Here is a 19,820-nt window from a genome sequence, read left to right as displayed (position 1 = left end):
TACACTCTTCCCCTACTCGACACTCTTCCCACCCACCCCCCACTCTACCCTCCCCCCCCACCCCCCCCACTCCCCCCCCACCTCCCACACTCCCCACACCCCCCACACCTCCCACACTCCCCACACCCCCCACACCTCCCACACTCCCCATCCCCCCATCTCCACCCCCGGTGTCTAATACTCATATTCTTGTCTTGACTCATTGAGAGCATACTGCCGAAATTTTTGCCAGATAGTTCGTGCTTTTTCCCGATCTCCCTTCGCTTCCAGTAACTGCGCCAGTAATTTATAAGCGATCGCTCGAGTATCCATCAATTCAATGGCCTCGCACAAGTAACTTTCTGCTTCTGGATAACGCTGTTGTTCCAACAATACCCAACCCATATTTTTGAGCAAAGCATAGCGAAGGACTGGATCGGTTTGAGCTTTCTTTTTCTGCAAACCTTTTTGGAGTAGGGTAATAGCTTCGGAATATTGCTTGTCTTGGATACAAAGTCGAGCTAGGTTGCTATAAGCTTCTGAAACTCCCTCGGCAATATTGTACTCATTCCGTGCTTTCTCAAATTGCTGTAGTTTTTCATAAGTTGCACCCAGGTTATAGTGTGCTTTTTTGTAATTGGGTTTTAAGAGTAAAGCACATTGGAAGTAAAACCGAGCAAGTTGATATTGAGCAGCAAAATAGTTCTTAATTCCACATTCGTTTAGTTCTACAGAAAGTTGGGGAAATAGTAAACGGAAACTTGCCAAAGATAGCAATAATAAACCCACCCATCGAATATGGTCGTTTATTCTGGTGGGATATTTGTCTGCTAAGACTTTTTCTACCCAACTTTGGTTAAAAATTTGAGCATAGATGGGATTATAAATTTTGATTTTTCCTTGTTCTTTCCTCACTAATCCTACTAATTTTAATTCTGTCTCTAGGGGATTATTTTTCACGGATATTTTGCCCCTTTGTAAAATTTTCTGATAAAACTTTAGTAATTTGTCAGTGGAATATTTGCTATTCAGTAGACGGTTGCGGATAGTCTTTAAATGTTGTGGTTCGTCGTGAAATTCCCAGTTGTCAATAATATTTGATAATACCAATTTTGCCACCTCCTTTTTTTCTGAACCTGTGGGAATTTTAGTGGGAGATGTTAAAACTAATTGACATAATTTTTGTGTTAAAAATGGTTGTCCTCCCGTCCAATAAATTATTTCTTTGAGAACCTCTTGACGGCGGTCTACTTTTTCTAATAATCCTTCTGCCAAAGGTAAAGCTGCGGTCAATTCAAAACCTGAAAACTCAATTACATTACCAATAATAGTATGGGAAAAATCAGAAATTTCTACCACGCCAAACAAAGCAAAAATTAAACGTTGATATGCTGAATTATTTTCTCGTTTTTGATAAAAAGATTTAATCAAACCCAGAAAAACTTCCAGAGATAAATCAGATATTCCCAAACAATCTACTTCATCAATAAAAATTACAATATTTTTATCAACCTCAGTAAAAACTACTTGCTCAATAAACTCAATCAAACGTTCTTGAGGTTCTAACTTTTCCCTTTCTAACCACCAACTTAAACAGTCAACTTCCAATAGCAAACCACTAGCTATTTCTTGTACAATCCCAGCATAAATTTGTCCGACATTACTTCCCTCACCCACAATTGCCATTAAATCTATTTCCACACAAGCAATTCCTGCCTTTTTCAGTCGTTTCGCAGTCCTAATTCTTAAACTTGACTTACCCGTTTGTCGCCCATTAAAAACATAACAATATTCTCCTTTTTCCAGAGTTTTATAAATCTCTATATCTGCCGATCGCTCTATATAATTAGGATAATTAAAATCCAGACTACCTCCCACCTTATAATTAAAATTAGATTCAGAACTTACGCTCATTAGACATCTCCCAAATAATTTTCAAAATATAACCGATAAAGCTCGCACCTAACTAACACTTTTCCATCTTCATATTTGACTAATCCTAAATTAATCAATGTTTTAATACCATGACTTTCCATACCACCTAAATACTCGTCCTTAATGATACTCAGAAAAACTTTAGCTAAATATGAATGCTGTTTTAAAATAGCTAAATATTCTTGTAAATGAGGACTATGATAAATACCATCTTTTGTCGGAGCAGTTTCTAAAATTTTCTCTAAAGTCATGTCATTACAAGTTTTAAAAGTGCGAAAAGTCAACTCTAATAAATAAGGATGACCTCCCACCATATTCATTAGTTCCCTCACTTGAAATTCATCCCAATTAAGTTGATAAATTTCAGCGAATTGTTGAACTTGTTCGAGAGTAAACTCTGGTAACTCAATCACCGTACCTATATTAAAAGGCGATTGATTTGGATTAATTTTAATATCAGTATTAGGAGCATAAGATAGAACTAACCGTAATTTTTGCCAAAGAGAATTTCTACTAGATTTATCATTCCAGGAACGGAGCATCCCTAAAAACTCTTGACAGATATTATCGTTGAGAAAAAGTAACTCTAAATTATCTAAAAATAAAACCAATGGCTGGTCTATTTTCGGCAATACATATTGTTCAAAGTAATTAGTACAAGTCATTTTTTCGCCAAAATTTTTAGTTAAATTATCCCAGTTATCTAATTGAACAGGTAGTTCTAGTTGACTACTAACATTGGCACATAACCAACGCAAAAAACTATTAAATTTGGATAAATGACTATTGTCAGCTTCCCAAAAACTAATAGACACAGTCCGATATTTTTCCTTTGCCTTTAATTCCTCTAACACCAAGTCTATCAAGATAGTTTTTCCCATTTTTTTAGGAGCTTTTATTCTCAGGATACAGTCAGTAAATAACAGACTTTTGTAAACCTGTTGTTCGATTAATGGGCGTTCAACATACTTTTGTAATTTATCTTTTTCTTTTGGGTTTAATACCCAGCCATCTACAAGGTGTTGAGAATTGGTTGGAGTTTGAGTCCCCATCCACTTCTTCCCTCTTCCTTCTTCCTCTCTTGGTGCGCATTCCCTCTCTTGGTCAGCATTCCCTTGCGCCTGACGGCGACGCGGGGTCTGACCGCTTGCGACTGGCGTCGTCGCGGGGTCGCACCGCCTCTTCCCTCTTCCTTCTTCAAGATTTTGTACTTCTTCATAATCTGTTTTTTCTAAATCTAAATTAAGACAGTTAAAAATTTTTTCCAGGTTGCTCAAATTCACCCCTTGATTTTTTTGCATAATTCTTGCCACAGTAGTGCGATGCATCAAAGCTTCTCTGGCAATTTGACTGCAATTGTATCCTTGAGGAAATTTCTGATAAATTTTCTTTTGTCCTGCTGTCGTTAGGACATAACTAGGTCTTCTAACTTTCATTTCATTATTGTAACACCCTCATAATTAATGTTGTCGATTATCGACAAGGCTGAAAAATATTCCTGTCGATTTTAACTAAATTTATCCTGAATGTATTGCTATGACTGCTTTTGAGATTTTCCAAAAAGTTGTCGATCTTAACTGTCGATCTTCGACAATTTTTGGATTTGCCTATTCTATACTTAACTACGTAATGAGGTTAAACCGGAGAGTCAAATTTCCTTTGGGGAGTTTGAAAATACCTTGGTTGGTTACTGATTTAGTTAGTATGGCAGAAGAAAGAAGGAAGAAGAAAGAAGGAAGAAGGAAAAACCTTGCGTTGTCTGAGTTTTAAGCTTTTAATCTGTCCTAACCTTTGCTTCGACTGCTATATCACAATTTGATTCCTTCGACCTAAAACTTTTGCCCAAACAGCCTCTAATTTCAAGTTCTATTAATTAACCGTTATCGGGAGAAAACTATGAAACTTTTCTTCAATTTACCCATTGCCAGTACCATTGCCTCCTTATTGTCTGTTGCTTCCTTTGCCAATGCCACTCAAGCAGCCATCCTCTACCAAGCATCCCCCAGTTACCCCCAATTGGGCACACGCCTCTATGCTAGTGGCAGCGATGTAACCGTATCCGTTTTACCTTCCGAAGCAGGTTTTGATAGCTACCTGTGGCTGACTTCACCCCATCGCATACCCATTGCCTCGAACCGAGAAACCGGAAAAATTGTAAATTTAGGTGCCGTCTCACCAGGAGCAGAACTCCTTTTTGGATTGCAAGTTTTCGATACTGGCCATTGGTATTACACAGGTGAAGCTAGCCGCAATCCCGATGGCATCCCCCATGCTAAAGTTACCTATTTAAGTCCTGGTGTTGCCAGAGTTGGTTTTGAAGACATATTCGGTGGCGGAGACCAGGATTTTGATGACCACACTTTTACGTTTTCTGGTATTAATTTAGCCCCTAAACTTACCCAAGTTCAGTCAAAGGTTGTAGTCAAAAATGGAGAAAAATTTGACTTTTCGGCTTCAGCTTTTGATTTTGAAAATCCTAACGATCTAGTATTTTCTTGGGATTTTAATGGAGATGGTGAAATTGATTTCGAGGGAACAGAAGGTAAAGGAGCCTGGAGTTATGGAGGACGAGGAGTTTATACATCTAGCGTTACCGTTACAGACCAATCTGGTGTAACAGCTCAATATACTTTTCAAACAGAAGTTGTGCCTGAGCCTACTTCTATCATAAGTTTGGCACTTCTGGGTACATTCGGCTTAGGAGCGATCGCCCGTCGAAAAGATAATTGAAGTGATCGACTCAACCCTAACTTTAGAGGTCAACTATCTAGACTGACTTTGACGCATCTTTTCGACCAAAAAATGTTTAAGTACCACTAAGGAATGCTCCCCAAATATGTTGCGCAACAAAACCCAACCTACAATTTCTTTTCCGTTCAATTCAAATACTTAACCATGACAAATCCTATGATGATCAAAAAAACACTTCAACCCTTACTTTCCTTTTTCATTCTGCAACTAGCTGTTGTCCTCCCTGCCACAGCAACTAGCAATATTCTCTACCTAAACTCAATCCGTGGTTGGGGTACTACTAGCGTAAGAGATTTTCGCAGTGAGATTGCTGAGTTTATTGATAACTATGAAGATGGCAATGTATTCGATGTTGATTTTGTGCAAACCCATGTTCCAGGAAATCTAGCATCCTTTCTCAATGCTAAACCTATCGACTATTACGACCAAATTTGGTTTGATGCAAGCATCTATAAAACTTATCTTCTCAATGCAGCAGACTTAGATGCTCTCAATATTTGGTCGATAAATAAGCAGCCAGAATTCATCCTCGATAGCTCCTTTGCCTTCCGCAACAAAAACACCAATACCATGACTTCTTCTGCTGGGGCAATGACAGTTAACCAAGCATTAGCACTACAGGATGCTGGAGGTGGTATTTTCATTGGCACAGATCATAATGACTTTGCCCATACTGCCAACCAAATTCTTGCTAACTTTGGCTTCGATAATTTTTTCACTGGCATTAATTATATTACCTCAAACGGCTCTTTCGTCGGCGACTCCATGCTAGCTCCTAACTCCGTTGGTTCTGACTTTTTCACCAATCACCTACAGGGATTATCCACGTCAAACGTACCTATCGGGACTCATGTATTAAATGAAAACGGGGGCAACCGCACCATCAATATATATGAGAATCTATTTTCATACAGTCCCAATAAAGTTGCACATATAGGTACTAGCTTTGATCCAGGGAGTCAAACCACACCCATAGACAATCCAGAATTACCAGAATCTATTCCAGAACCCAGTTCAATATTAGGTCTGTTTGCCTTGGGTGGGTTAGGCATTCGTTCTCTTTTATTGCGTATATCGCAATAATACAAAATAAGACAAATGTACTTCAGGTATTAGTCGATGGAAATTCGCGATCGCTATTTTTGAGATATCGACCTCTGAGTTAACATCATCATTTCTCTTTTATTGCGTATGTCGCAATAATACAAAATAAGACAAATGTACTTCAGGTATTAGTCGATAGAAATTCGCGATCGCTTAATTCAAATATCAACCTCCGAGTTAACATCATCATTTCTCTTTTATTGCGTATATCGCAATAATACAAAATAAGACAAATGTGTTTCAGGTATTAGTCGATGGAAATTCGCGATCGCTATTTTTGAGAGAGCGACCTCCGAGTTCACATCTTGCTTCTCTTTTGTTGCGTATGTCGCAATAATACAAAATAAGACAAATGTGTTTCAGGTATTGGTTGATAGAAATTCGCGATCGCCTCAACACTCTTGGGCAAACGGCCGTTTGCCCCTACAACTATTTTGTTCATCATGGAAATAATTATGAATAATCAAAAACATCGCCTAATCAATCAAGCCATCTTAGTTGTTGCTACTACTTTCGGTATTTTGTCTGCCTCTATTGCTAATGCAGCATCCCTTAATGTTCTCTGGTACGGTCAGACCGATGCTTACAATGCCAACATCTCAGAGTTAGCTGCTCTAGCACCAACATTTGACCCAGAAGGAGACGGCAGTTTAGATTGGAATCTCACTTTCTGGAATCCCCAAGACCCCGCACCCAACTTTTCTGATTATGATGTTTTAGCGATCGGATTTGGCTATAGCAACTCGATATTAAATTTCGACCCCATTGGGATTTTGAATAACAAAGAAGCCATATCTACAGCTAGGGGCGACCGTACTTTCTTAAGCGGTCAAGATGCTGACAATCACTATAGTGGTAAGCCTGGTCCTCGTCCTAACGGTCCTCTAGGTTTCTTAGTCAATGCTGTTAACTGGGCAGGTAGTGGAGAAGCCATGGGTATTGTGGCTTTGAGCGATGGCGTTTATGATACACACCCCAGGAATCGGCGGTGGTGGTTAAACGATCGCTCTTTTTTGAAGGATGAGTTAGAAGGTTATGTCTCATATTTCAACACAGAAAGCGTGGTTATTCCTACAGAAACCTCAGACTTTCCAGTAAATGAAGGCTTAACAACCGCAGGTTTGAGTAACTGGCGTACATCTTCTCACGCAGGTTTCAAGAAAGATATCCCTGGTTATTTATCAATCAACGATGCTGGTTCTCGTCCTGGTTATGCGGTCACTATTGTCACCGCCTCCGAAGCTGACGGCGGCACTTTGGGGGAGCAAGCAGAATCAGTTCCCGAACCTGGTTCAATTTTTGGTCTATTTTTATTGGGTGGTCTCGGTGTTCGTTCTCTTTTATTGCGTATGTCGCAATAATACAATGTAAGACGAATATGTTTCAACACTGGATATGGCGATCGCCTCAATACCCAAATAATTAGTTACCGAACCAAGCACAATGGGAATTTTAGGTTTAGTAGCGATCCCTTTATTCAGATACAAACGTCGTAGTTAGGAATTAGTCATTGGTTGGGTTGAGGAAATGAAATCCCACAACAGATACAACTTTTTTGGGCATTGCATAATTGTGGGATGATTTTGTCAGAGAGCAGAAACTATAATCCCCATGTTGACCTGTCTCCATGTCCCCGTGGAGCACCGAAATCATCCAAGTATTCAGCAACGCCCTTTTTTGTAGGGCTAACTACTGAAGCCGAATAATTGGACATGCGTTGGAAAAATCTCAATAAATCTTGAAAACCTGCTGATTATCTGCTATGGTATCTTAAATTCTCCTAAGTTATCAAATACTTTTTTTCATGGTTTACCAGTTCCAATGAAATCAATCAAGACCAAGTTAAAACTTAACAACCAGCAAAAAACAATACTTGCCAAACACGCAGGAGTTGCACGTCATGCCTATAACTGGGGGTTAGCAACTTGTATAAAAGAGTACGAAGAAACTAAAAAACGCCCAAGTGCAATTACCTTGCATAAACGTTTAGTAGCTGAAGTTAAATCAATTAATCCCTGGTACTATGAGGTATCTAAATGTGCCCCCCAGCAAGCATTAAGAGATTTAGAGAGGGCATTTAAAAACTTTCTAACTATTCCTGAACGTGGATTCCCACTCTTTAAGAAAAAAGGTAGAAAAGATAGCTTTTACTTAGAAGGAAGTATTAAGATTTTCCAAGGAAACTACATACAACTACCCAGAATAGGAGTAGTAAAAACTTATGAAATCTTACCCTCTGTACCAGTAAAAAACGTCACTATCTCAAAAAAAGCAGATAATTGGTACATCAGTTTTAAATACAATTTTGAACCATGCCCAACAGAAAAAATTGGAGAAACTATAGGTGTAGATATAGGAATAAATACATTAGCAACCTGTTCTGATGGCAGTAAATTTGCCAATTTAAAAGCCTATAGACAAGCAAAAAAACAATTAGTTCGTCATCAACGTGCAGTCAATAAAAAAGTTATTGGCTCCAAAAACAGACGCAAAGCAGTAAAAAAACTAGCTTCATCACACAAAAAAGTAGCTGACATCAGAGTAGATGCACTACATAAACTCACAACATGGTTAGCTAAAAATCACAGCACCATAGTAATTGAGGATTTGAATGTCAGTGGAATGTTGAAAAACCATAAACTAGCAAGTGCCATAGCAGACTGTGGTTTTTATGAATTTAAACGTCAGCTTACATACAAATGTGAATGGTACGGCAGTGAATTAGTAATAGCGGATAGATATTATCCAAGTTCTCAAATATGTTCAAGCTGTGGGCATCAACAGAAAATGCCATTACATTTGAGAACTTATGAGTGTAGTGAATGCGGTTTTCAGGCTGATAGAGATTTTAATGCTGCTGTCAACCTGAAAAACTATGTGAATCAGTAGCTTGAGTTCCAAGCGAATTTAAGCCTGTGGAGAAGATAAGTTACAGACTGCGGTCGGTGGTCTTCAGTGAAACAGGAAGCTAACTCCAAAGCTTATGTAATCACGCATGGGTAAGTTTGGGTAAGTTTAGTAGAACGGTTGCGCTGTCCCTTAACCCAACCTACAATTAATTAAATATCAAACTACAGAAAAACTGCCTAATGGCTGCTAGAGACTTTCATCACGATACTGTCAAAACTGCCTTAATTAAAGATGGTTGGATTATTACTGACGATCCACTGATTCTCAAAATTGGTACTCGTAATGTATTAGTCGATCTGGGTGCTGAAAAGTTGATTGCTGCTGAACGAGGTGCTGCCAAAGTAGCTGTGGAAGTAAAAACTTTTATTAGTCCTTCTTTAGTTAATGAACTTGAAAAAGCATGGGGGCAATTTTTTTTATATAATAGAATACTCAAGAAACAAGACCCATTACGTCAAATATATTTAGCAGTCGAGCGCAATGTTTTTGAAACCTTTTTTCAGGAGGAAGTTGGACAACTTTTATTAGAAGAACCTGGTTTTCGTCTGCTTGTTTTTGATGCCAAAATTGAGGAAATTATTCAATGGAAACCACAAATCAACTCTTAGACGTAGAAAAATGGCGTGAAACACTGATAAAAATTTTGCAATACTACGCCGATCTTCCTTACCGCTATGGTGATGTGAAAACATACACGATTGTTAGTAGCGATCGCAACCATTTTCTGTTAGTCCATGAAGGATGGGAAGATGGTCGCCGTGTATATGGTACTATTGTCCATGCTGAAATCTGCAATGATAAAATTTGGATTCACTACGATGGTATAGAAGATGGTGTTACGGATGAACTTGTTGGTGCTGGAGTACCGAAGCATAGAATTGTACTTGCTTTTCATCCTCCTGAAATTCGTCAACATACTGGGTATGGATAAGTCTTTAGAAGTCAGAAGTCAGAAGTCAGGAGTCAGGAGTTAGAAGTTATATCAAATCCGGTAGCATCGGTGTAATTAGATTACAGCGGTTTTCATTTGGGTAAACCACAGTAGGGGCGATTCGCGTTTGCGGAGCATTCCGTAGGAAATCGCCCCTACACGATTTTTATCTGTGAAAATGTGGTTCATCAATTTGAAAAGCGCTGTAAAGAGGGTGGGGAGTAGGGGAGTAGGGGAGATTAAATTTAGCACCCCAGTTATTGTTAATTATTCTTATGTTTACTTCTCGCTCTCGGACATTGCATGCAACGTCTTTACTGCTCTACTCCCCCTTCTTTTCTGGAGATGCCTAATAAAAATTCAACAAAATATTAGCAGCTTCATCTAAATCTTTCCCAAAAGAAATTATCCCATCTTCGTGACCTGCCATTACTAATATTTTTTCTACTCCTAACTTCTCTTCATCAAACAAACGAAGCATTTCTTTTGCCATTTGTGGAGTACCATAAGGTACTTCTTGATTAGAAGTAGGAACTTTATACATAAGTTCTTGCCAAAGCTGAGAATTATGAATATGAATAATACCCATAATTTCTGGTTGATAATAATAGATAGCAGCATGAGTTAAAGATTCAGAAGAAGCTTTGACAGGTCCGCAACAAGTTAGGCTATTTTCCTCAATATTAAAATCAGTAACTACCGTGTAAAGTTCTGGTCCTAAAGTTTCTAAATTTGCGGTTTGAGTGCCAGTAATAATAAATTGATTTGAGTCATTTATTCTCTGACTGACATTACCAAAACCAATGCCATTTTCATAAACGCCAATTAATCCTAACGAGTACATTAAATCCCGCTTTTTCATTAAATCAGTAATGCTATAGTTTGCCACAGGTTCGCCTTTAACCCAGTGACAATTATATTTAATTACTCCCTCATCCCTAACCATAAATTTAAATGTCGTTAATGTAGGTTGGGTTGAGGAACCGAAACCCAACAATAGTAAGGTTTTGTTGGGTTGCGCTTCCGCTTAACCCAACCTACTGTATCATATTAATTGGGCTTAATTTTCCGCAGGAACGAAATTTAATGCTTGACCATTCAACTGAGGAAACTCAACAAATACATCTATAAAGTCACCCGTTGCGCCATCAAAACGAACCACACTACCAGTACCAGTGCTACTAGCATAGAGATTACCATCAGGTCCAAAACCTAACCCCCTTGGCGCATCCAATATTGGCACTCCCTCTGCATCCAAACCAGCATCCAGTACATCTAACAACCCTCCTGTCTCAACATCATACACGCGAACAGTAGCTACCGAATCATCCTGACCAAATGGAAATTCACTGCTGACATAGATATTACCATCCAGACCATTAATCACATCTAGGGGACTTAATTCAGGGTCATTGACAAAATTAGGATTCAATACCTGACCTGTGAGACCATCATATTGAATAACTGTACCACCGCCACCACCTGTTGCTGGGTCTGCACCATTTCCTAAGTAAAAATTGCCATCGGAACCAAATACAAAACCTCTAGGAAAATCTACTAATTCTGAGGGAATAAACTCATCAATAAAATCTCCAGTTTGACCGTTGAAACGTACAATTGAACCTAGCGATCGCGCCCCTACATAATAATTATTATCTGGTCCAAAAACGGCACCACCACCATTTAATTCGGGAAATTCAGTAAATGTTTCGATGAAGTTTCCTGTAGTAGCATCGAAGCGTAAAACATTGTCATTTCCACCATTAATTAAAACAGTATTAGACCCATCAATTTCTTGTACAATATCCCTGGGGTCGGTTAATTCTCCACCATTAGGAAATTCACCAATTAATCGACCAGTTAAACCATCAAAACGAATGGCTGCATCGTTACCATTATTAGCTGCACTTGTAACAACTACATCAAATATTGTGCCGATAAAATTTTGGGAAAATAATCTATTTTCAGCAATACCAAAATTAACAAAATGTTCGATGGAAGTTAATAAGTTTTGTTGAACTGCATCAGCAACACCTGGATTTGTTTGGAGATAAATATCGGTATTAAATTGAGAATTAGGGTCGCGATTTTCAAATTGACCGACTTGAATAAAATGTTGAATGGGAGTAATTGAATTTTGTTGAACTAAGGCAGCAACATCTGGATTATTGGTTAAATAAAAGTTAGTATCAAAAAAAATACTGGGGTCTCGCCCTTCAAATTGACCGAAGCGAATAAAGTGGTCGAAGCCGCTTTGTACGATGCCATTGTTTACTGCTTCTGCAATTTCGGGGTTGAAATTTAGATAAAGGTTTTCATCAAATAAGTCACTAATTTCTAGCATAAGTCATCTATTTATTCGGAATATCTTAGTTATTAATGCACAAGTCTTTTTATTTGGCAAGTTTTTGTATTTTCTTGCTTTTGATTTAGCAATAATTGAATAATTTTTGTGGAGATTTTCCTCTATTTATGAATTGCTTGGAAAAATTAAGCAAATTCTATTTATATATTTTCATTTTTGCACCTTTCTACACATTTTCAAATTGACGATTTTGACTGGATTAATTATGTGCTTTTAGAACGGGGATAATTAATTATACTTAATAAAAATACTCTTTTTGATTCTCTTGAAAATATCTGAAATATCCCACCATTCCCTACTCCGAAACTCCCTATTCCTGTACGGGATATTTGCGTTTGTAGAGCATTACCAAATAATTAATAATTAATAATTAATAATTAATAATTAAGAGTTTATAGTTAATAATTATTCATTCAACAATTCACACCTTGAACCCTCCCCTTTTAAGGGGATAAAATCAAAAAAAATCCTTTTAGTCAATCCTATCCGTTTTAAGAAGAGGTAATTATTAATTGTTAATTGTTAATTACTGAACTAGAAAATAGCCCCTAGCTATTAAGGAAGTCAGAAGTCAGAAGTCAGAAGTTAACCCACCCCTAACCCCTCATAGGAGGGGAAGTAGGGGATGCGTGAGCAACTCTCCAAAAATATTTCGCCTTAAAAGGTGGGGTTTTAGACCCAATTATTTTGATAAATGTTATTTGTGAGTATTTAAAGATACATGATATTACCTATTATTGCAGTCGAAGGAAAGGTTAGGACATATTAAAAGCCTAAAATTCAGACAAAGCAATATTTTTTCTTCTTCCTTCTTCCTTCTTCCTTCTTCCTTCTTCCTTCTTCCTTCTTCCTTTTTCCTTCTGCTATATTTGATAGATATTTTAAACCAGAATATTTTCCACTCCAGCTATATTTCCAATTTCTGCTTGTTCAATAATTCTTCTATATTGTAATCTCCATTGCAAAGCATTAGAGATAGTAATATAACCCTGTTGTGGAGGTTCTTTTATTATTATTTCAGCCAAAATTTCACGTTCTATTTCATCTAAAGGAAGATTACCGAATAATTAATAATTAATAATTAATAATTAAATAATTCTGGTTTAAAGCCGACCCTTTTAAGAGGAAAAAAGCGGTCGTTAGCGTTTGCGATAGCATTCCGTAAGGAAAGCTTCCCGTAGGGTGCGATGGCGAGGAAACCTGCGCTGGCCCATCGACCAAGAGAAGAAATAATATTTCCTTATATTCAATTCCGTAACGGTTAAAACCCGAGGTAATTATCAATTATCCATTATCAATTATCAATTATTGAAGGTCTTCTAAAAATCCTATTACATCATCTTGATTACCATTACGATTGATAATTTCTAGTAAACCTCGTGTAGTTTGATAATCTCCTGTTTTTTCTTTGGCTACAAATATCGCGCTTTTAAAATTTAAACTTGCTTCTCGTAATTCTTGATTATCTATTTTTTCATACACAAAGACAAGTAGATGATAGCCTAACCCATAAACTTTTTGACTAGCATCTCGAAACAGACAAGATGATTGTGGTTGTCGAATAGATGTCACCTTTAAATCTACTTCTAATTCTGGAAAATCTATCCCACTAGCTGCACTCCCTGGAGTATATAAATATTTGGATATTAAATATTTATTGAATGCTTGTTCTACATAAGTTCCTATTGCTTTACCATAGGTAATACCATACAAATCAAAAATTGGTCTAGCAGTTAACTGTCTAACAAAAATTGCTGCCTCAGTTTTAAATAATGATAGTGTCAGTTCTTTCATATATTAGACATCTTCAATAATAAAAAATCAAATAAATTATCGCACATAAATTATCAATTATTTCCCTCTACTCCCTCTTTTATGGAGATGTGTATTGATTAATATTGAATTAACTAAATAATGTTAATTGTTGCCAAGTCCGATGGTTAAATTTAAAGTTTTGTTTGCCAATTCTTTGACAGATCCATTTTACACAATCTGGCACAACTGAATTACCATATAAAGCATATTGGTGATAAATTTTAGCAACTCGACACCAATTATCAGGAAATCCCATTAAACGAGCATATTCTACATTAGTTAAACGGCGAAATTTATCGTCAACTTGATATCTTTCATAATGTCTAGAAGTAGAGGCAGTTAATGTGGAAGTAACCCCATTAATACCGAAGATAGTATAGCCAAGACGCGCTCCTCCACCCTGGTTATATAATATTTCAACACCGTTGCAATATCTATTGATAGTTTTGCTCTGTTTGATTCTTTCAAGAGTTTCAGAAGTAAAATCAAATTGTGTATTGATTTCTGATTCATGTTGCAGAATATCTTTGAGTTTTTTTCTGGGTTTGATATCAGATATTAAAGGTAAAGATTGACTATAAAATTTATTTTTATATGCAATACCCCAGTGATAATTTTTGCTATTACCATGAATAATAGGCTGCATAGATGTTTCTATTTCGCTATTTTTATTCCAGGGTAAACTGTCAATATCCTTCTCTGTTAAAAATACAGAAAATTTTTCTAAATCGAGTATTTTTTGTGTTGATTTGGCTCTAGTACCAAAAATAAAAATTCTGTCTCTATTTTGGGGAATACCAAAATTTATTGGGTTAATAATCCGCCATTCAATAAAATAATCTAAAGCAGCCAAAGCATTTAAAATTATTCGGAAATGATACCCCTTTTCCATTGTCAAGATTCTTTTGACATTTTCTAATAAAAAATATTGGGGTTGTTTGGCTTGAATAATTTCAATAATCCGCTCAAAAAGTGTTCCTCTAACTTTATCTCTAATTCCCATTTTTTTGCCAGCTTGACTAAATGGTTGACAGGGAAAACCAGCAGTTAAAATATCATGTTCGGGAATTTTTGATATCTGAATTTTATTAATATCACCTAATACTATTGAGTCATTACCAAAATTACTTTGATAAACCTGACAGCAAAGTTCGTTAATATCATTAGCCCAAATAGTTTCAATATTTGCAGCTTTCATTCCTAAACAAAATCCACCAATTCCAGAAAATAATTCTATAGCTTTGAGTTTGTTAATATTATTCAATTTATATTCTCCTTTTAACTAGCTATCAGCATTTCAGCTATCAGCATTTCAGCACTCAGCACACTAAAAGCTTGGGTTTAAGTCCCCAACTTCTAGCTTGTTATTTAATTTTAGGAGGAGTTTAAATCCCCTTTTTAAAAGCTGAATTATAAACCCTGTTTACGTTTGTGAAGCATTCCGTCAGGAAACGCTTTTTAATGAAATAACGATCGCTATCTCAAACTTTCAACCTAACTAACTATCAAGACGGACATAATATAATTTGTACTGAAAATATTTCCTACGTTCTAAATTTTTAAGTATGACGTAAGCATTTCCTGCGGAATGCTGCGCAAACAGCTATTAGCCGTCAGCTGTCAGCAATAAGACCCTGTATTTAAGGACAGGGTTTAAATGAATATAGACTTTAGAGCTGACTTTTGTAGTAAGATTTTTCGCTTCTCAATTAATAAAGCTTTTATCACTAACTAAAAGCAATAGCTGATAGCTGATAGCTGATAGCTGACGGCTGAATGCTTACAGTATGACAGCTTGTCTTTTGACATTTTTACTACTCTTACCCATCATAACAAAATTAAAAATCATAAAATCAAGGAAAAACAAGGATGAAAAAACTACTAAAACTCACATCAATCATATTAATTGTAACTGCGGGATTAGGAATTGCTAAAACAGTTAATTCTTCTAGTAACTATTTAATTGCTGATGAGTCTCATGGAGGTATGAATCATAGTCATAAAAAAATAGAAATTCCAGCAGATAAACCAATTCCTAAAGTTGATTTAGTTGCTTATAAGGATACTATGAAAGGATGGAATTTAGAATTGAAGCTAACTAACTTTAAGTTTGCCCCGGAAACAGTAAATCAAAGTAGTAATCCTAATGAAGGTCATGCTCATTTATATATCAATGACAAAAAAATTACTAGAATTTATAGCAATTGGTATTATCTGGGAAATTTAGATCCAGGCAGCAATAAAATAACTGTTACTCTAAATACGAATAAACACGAAGATTTAGTCAGTAACAGTAAGATGATTATGGATACAGAAATTATTGAAGTGACAGCCCAAAAATAGGGTGCATCTCAATGCATGAATAAAGCCAAAAATTTATCGCTTTTAGGCAACAGGCAACAGGGAATAGGGAATATATAGGAAAAAAGTATTTTTGCAAATATTGAGATGCACCCCAAAAATAGGATTAATTACAGCAGTTATCTAGTTGATGAAGTACAAGGTTTTATTGGTTTAGGGAACAGGGAACAGGGATAAATTTATCAGAGAAAAGATTTTTATTATGGCTAATTAATGAGACTTAATATAACTCATAAATAATCATCTTGATTATCTTTTTATTTTGGGTTTAATACCCCAGCGTCAACGGGAGTATTTACAATTAGTTGTGGTTTGAGTCTCCATCCATTTTTTCTTCCTTCCTTCCTTCCTTCCTTCTTCCTTCTTCCTTCCTTCCTTCTTCCTTCTTCCTTCTTCCTTCTTCCTTCTTCAACTATTTCTCTTTTTTAAAAATCAGAATATATAATCCTCGCCCACTAGAAGGATTAAAAACCACATCAGTTTGAGTTAATTCCCATCCATCTTTACCCGCATCATTTAAAGCTTCTATATAGCGGTCTCTTTCTTCATTACTTTGAGGAAAACCAAATTGGTATTCAACTTTATACTCATATTTTCTACCTCTACCTTGACTTAACTTTTCTGACTCGATCGCCTCAATTTTCTGTTCTATTTTAGGTGTAGTTTCAGGAATAGAAGTTGCGAAAGTTTTATTCGGTGAAAATATTAATGCCACCGCTAGAAAAATAATCGCAATATTCAAAACGATTAAGTTAATAACTATAAGTTTATTTAGATTCCAGTTTCTCATATAATTTCTCTCAGTTGAAGAAGGAAGAAGGAGTCAGGAGGGAAGAAAATTTAGAAAGATTTGCGTTCTGGGTGAATATGAAACATTTTTTGGTATTGGTACTCGTGTAATGCTAGGAGAGTAGGGGAGTAGGAAAAAACCAAAATACATCTTCTTTTCTTGAATTGGAGCTAAGGTAATTTTTCCTTAATTCAATCAATACCATTACGGTTCCAGGACTGCCCATTTTTTTATACCGAATTATATTATGTCCAGATAAGAACGTGACAAAAAAACTTTCTTCTCCTTATACCTTAAAACCCCCTCTTCATTCCCTCCTGACTCCTGAGGACTGACTCCTGAGGACTGACTCCTCCCTTATCCCATAATATTACTAAAAAACTCTATTGTTTCTTTCAAAGCAACAATAAAAGCATCAATATCATCACGAGTATTATAAAAAGATACACTTGCTCTAGCTGTGGATGAAATATTCAAATATTGATGTAAAGGTTGGGCACAATGATGACCAGAACGAATTGCTACACCTGCTTCATCTAACATTGTTGATAGATCGTTGGGGTGAAGATTTTCTACAGTAAAAGATGCTAATGCTGCCCTACTTTCACCATTAATATTTGGTTGAGGTCCATAAATAGTAACTTCAGGAATTTGGTTCAATTTTTCAAATAAATAAGTAGTTAATTCTGCTTCATAATTATGGATTTTATCCATACCTATATTTGTCAGATAATCTACTGCTGCACCAAGAGCGATCGCTTCTCCAATAGCTGGTGTTCCTGCTTCAAATTTATGGGGTAATTCTGCATAGGTGGAATGGTCAAAAAATACTTCGGAAATCATTTCGCCTCCTCCTAAGAATGGAGGCATTTCTTCTAATAATTCTAATTTCCCATAGAGAAAACCAATACCAGTAGGGGCGCACATTTTATGACCGGAAGCTACTAACCAATCACAATCTATTTCTCGTACATCTACTCTTATATGAGGAACACTTTGGCAAGCATCTATTAATACTTTAGCTCCATATTGATGAGCGATGGTGCAAATTTCTTGCACTGGGTTTTGACAACCTAAAACATTAGAAATATGGGCAACTGCTACTAATTTTGTTTTGTATGAAAATAGAGTTTTATATTGTTCAAAATTAAATTCTCCAGTATTGGTTAGCTCTACAAATTTTAAAACTGCTCCGGTTTTTTGAGCAACCATTTGCCAGGGAACAAAATTACTATGATGTTCCATAACTGAAACAATAATTTCATCTCCTGCTTTGAGATTATTTAAACCCCAAGAATAGGCGACTAAATTAATTGCTTCACTAGCATTTCGAGTATAAACAATTTCATTCCGAGATGCTGCATTGACAAAAGCAGCTACTTTATCTCTTGTTCCTTCATAAGCATCTGTTGCTTTTGTGCTTAAGGTATGAATACCTCGATGCACATTAGAGTTATATTTCAGGTAATATTCTTGCCAAGCATTAATAACTGCTAGGGGTTTTTGGGAAGTAGCAGCATTATCTAAATAAACCAGTGGTTTACCGTTTATTTCCTGATTTAAAATCGGAAAATCTTCCCGTACTTTTTCACCTAATGTTTTTTCTTGAATAATAGTCATCTTTCTTTTAAGTAAGATTTTGTTTTGATTAATTTTAAATCTGTTTACTTGAAGTAGTAAGAAGGTTGAAATTAGGACTTTTGTCTTCAGGGTTAACAAATTTCAGGTTAATTTCCTGATGTTTCTTAGATGTTGACTAAAAATACTCTTGGCAATTTTCCAAGATTATCTTTTTCTATGACATAAGTCTAAATCAACTTTTACAGCAGTTTTGGAGTTGATGAAGTACAAAGTTTGACAAATTTAGGGAATAGGGAATAGAGATTAGTATTAAACTCTACCTCACCCTTGCTCAAATGTTCTGTCAACATACCTTCTTCCTCCTTTCTTCTTCCTTCTTTTTTAGATATTTTGCCCAGTGGAAAAGTCAAAGGTCTACTTTTGCTGATATTTCTCATCTACTAGATGTTGAATCAAAATATTCCTGGCAATTTTCACACTATGGCAAAAGACAAAAAGGGAAAATTCTCAAATGCTTTAGATATTTTGCCCAGTTGAAAAATTAAAGGTCTACTTTTGCTGATGTTTCTCATCTACTAGATGTTGACTCAAAATATTCCTGTCAATTTTCACACTATGGCAAAAGACAAAAAGGGAAAATTCTCAAATGCTTTAGATATTTTGCCAAGTTGAAAAATTAAAGGTCTAATTTTTTTTGTTTATCATCTATTAAATGTTGAATAAAAATACTCTTGGCAATTTTCCAAGATTATCTTTTTCCATGACATAAGTCTAAATCAACTTTTACAGCAGTTTTGGATTTGATGAAGTACAAAGTTTTACGAATTTAGGGAATAGGGAATAGAGATTAGTATTAAACTCTACCTCAACCTTGCTCAAATTTTCACCTCAACCTACCTTCTTCCTCCTTTCTTCTTCCTTCTTTTTTAGATATTTTGCCCAGTGGAAAAATTCAAGGTCTACTTTTGCTGATGTTTCTCATCTATTAGATGTTGACTAAAAATACTCCTGGCAATTTTCACACTATGGCAAAAGGCAAAAAGGGAAAATTCTCAAATGCTTTAGATATTTTGCCCAGTGGAAAAATTCAAGGTCTACTTTTACTGATGTTTCTCATCTATTAAATGTTGAATAAAAATATTCCTGTCAATTTTCACACTATGGCAAAAGACAAAAAGGGAAAATTCTCAAATGCTTTAGATATTTTGCCCAGTGGAAAAATTCAAGGTCTACTTTTACTGATGTTTCTCATCTACTAGATGTTGACTCAAAATACTCTTGGCAATTTTCCAAGATTA

17 protein-coding genes are annotated in these 19,820 nt (G+C 36.0%); 7 read left to right on the top strand and 10 right to left on the bottom strand.

What is annotated here, in order from left to right:
- Positions 1–174: 174 nt before the first annotated feature.
- Both F6K23_RS24970 and F6K23_RS24965 read right to left on the bottom strand, forming a co-directional pair.
- Complete coding sequence (locus tag F6K23_RS24970; RefSeq protein WP_293160843.1) at positions 175–1,893, bottom strand: AAA-like domain-containing protein; 1,719 nt, start codon at positions 1,891–1,893, stop codon at positions 175–177.
- A complete protein-coding gene (locus F6K23_RS24965) occupies positions 1,893–3,350 on the bottom strand; it encodes an AAA-like domain-containing protein (protein ID WP_293160841.1) in 1,458 nt (485 codons plus the stop codon). Before F6K23_RS24965 ends, F6K23_RS24970 begins: the two co-directional genes overlap by 1 nt.
- A gap of 460 nt (positions 3,351–3,810) precedes the next feature.
- Here F6K23_RS24965 and F6K23_RS24960 point away from each other — a divergent pair, with 460 nt between their 5' ends.
- The 6 genes from F6K23_RS24960 (at position 3,811) to F6K23_RS24935 (ending at position 9,610) form a co-directional block, all read left to right on the top strand.
- Entirely contained in the window at positions 3,811–4,644 is an 834-nt protein-coding gene (locus F6K23_RS24960; RefSeq protein WP_293160839.1) for a PKD domain-containing protein, read from the top strand.
- A gap of 177 nt (positions 4,645–4,821) precedes the next feature.
- Complete coding sequence (locus tag F6K23_RS24955) at positions 4,822–5,748, top strand: PEP-CTERM sorting domain-containing protein (RefSeq protein ID WP_293160836.1); 927 nt, start codon at positions 4,822–4,824, stop codon at positions 5,746–5,748.
- A 476-nt stretch (positions 5,749–6,224) separates the two neighbouring features.
- Positions 6,225–7,130, top strand: a complete 906-nt coding sequence (locus F6K23_RS24950) for a PEP-CTERM sorting domain-containing protein (RefSeq protein ID WP_293160833.1) — start codon at positions 6,225–6,227, stop codon at positions 7,128–7,130.
- Positions 7,131–7,590: 460 nt separating this feature from the next.
- Positions 7,591–8,658, top strand: a complete 1,068-nt coding sequence (locus F6K23_RS24945) for an RNA-guided endonuclease TnpB family protein (RefSeq protein ID WP_293160830.1) — start codon at positions 7,591–7,593, stop codon at positions 8,656–8,658.
- A 200-nt stretch (positions 8,659–8,858) separates the two neighbouring features.
- The gene (locus F6K23_RS24940) at positions 8,859–9,287 is read left to right on the top strand and encodes an element excision factor XisH family protein (protein ID WP_293160827.1); all 429 of its coding nucleotides are present in this window, start codon (positions 8,859–8,861) and stop codon (positions 9,285–9,287) included.
- Positions 9,263–9,610, top strand: coding sequence for a XisI protein (locus F6K23_RS24935; RefSeq protein ID WP_293160824.1), 348 nt, complete (start codon positions 9,263–9,265; stop codon positions 9,608–9,610). The genes F6K23_RS24940 and F6K23_RS24935 overlap by 25 nt, the downstream gene beginning before the upstream one ends.
- 349 nt (positions 9,611–9,959) lie before the next feature.
- Here the strand turns inward: F6K23_RS24935 and F6K23_RS24930 are convergent, their stop codons facing one another.
- From F6K23_RS24930 to F6K23_RS24910, 5 genes are all read right to left on the bottom strand, one after another.
- Positions 9,960–10,556 (bottom strand): class II aldolase/adducin family protein, encoded by a 597-nt coding sequence (locus tag F6K23_RS24930; RefSeq protein WP_293160821.1) that lies wholly within the window; start codon positions 10,554–10,556, stop codon positions 9,960–9,962.
- Positions 10,557–10,670: 114 nt separating this feature from the next.
- A complete protein-coding gene (locus tag F6K23_RS24925; RefSeq protein ID WP_293160818.1) occupies positions 10,671–11,954 on the bottom strand; it encodes a hypothetical protein in 1,284 nt (427 codons plus the stop codon).
- A gap of 902 nt (positions 11,955–12,856) precedes the next feature.
- Entirely contained in the window at positions 12,857–13,000 is a 144-nt protein-coding gene (locus F6K23_RS24920) for a hypothetical protein (protein WP_293160815.1), read from the bottom strand.
- 280 nt (positions 13,001–13,280) lie between these two features.
- On the bottom strand, positions 13,281–13,769 hold the full coding sequence (locus tag F6K23_RS24915; protein WP_293160812.1) for a restriction endonuclease: 489 nt from the start codon (positions 13,767–13,769) through the stop codon (positions 13,281–13,283).
- A gap of 109 nt (positions 13,770–13,878) precedes the next feature.
- Positions 13,879–15,054, bottom strand: coding sequence for a DNA cytosine methyltransferase (locus F6K23_RS24910; RefSeq protein WP_293160809.1), 1,176 nt, complete (start codon positions 15,052–15,054; stop codon positions 13,879–13,881).
- Between the two features lie 605 nt (positions 15,055–15,659).
- Between F6K23_RS24910 and F6K23_RS24905 the strand changes: the two genes are divergently transcribed.
- Positions 15,660–16,133 carry a hypothetical protein gene (locus F6K23_RS24905; RefSeq protein ID WP_293160806.1) on the top strand — a complete coding sequence of 158 codons (474 nt, stop codon included), beginning with the start codon at positions 15,660–15,662 and terminating at the stop codon, positions 16,131–16,133.
- 430 nt (positions 16,134–16,563) lie between these two features.
- On the opposite strand, the gene F6K23_RS24900 is transcribed toward F6K23_RS24905, so the two are convergent.
- From F6K23_RS24900 to F6K23_RS24890, 3 genes are all read right to left on the bottom strand, one after another.
- Positions 16,564–16,941 (bottom strand): DUF4177 domain-containing protein, encoded by a 378-nt coding sequence (locus F6K23_RS24900; protein WP_293160803.1) that lies wholly within the window; start codon positions 16,939–16,941, stop codon positions 16,564–16,566.
- A 357-nt stretch (positions 16,942–17,298) separates the two neighbouring features.
- Positions 17,299–18,561, bottom strand: a complete 1,263-nt coding sequence (locus tag F6K23_RS24895) for a SufS family cysteine desulfurase (protein ID WP_293160800.1) — start codon at positions 18,559–18,561, stop codon at positions 17,299–17,301.
- Between the two features lie 200 nt (positions 18,562–18,761).
- On the bottom strand, positions 18,762–18,959 hold the full coding sequence (locus F6K23_RS24890; RefSeq protein ID WP_293160797.1) for a hypothetical protein: 198 nt from the start codon (positions 18,957–18,959) through the stop codon (positions 18,762–18,764).
- Positions 18,960–19,820: the final 861 nt, after the last annotated feature.

The organism is Okeania sp. SIO2C9 (assembly GCF_010672455.1).
Lineage (GTDB): Bacteria > Cyanobacteriota > Cyanobacteriia > Cyanobacteriales > Microcoleaceae > Okeania.
The sequence above is the reverse complement of the archived record's forward strand: the minus strand, read 5'-3'. Positions and strand labels throughout refer to the sequence as shown.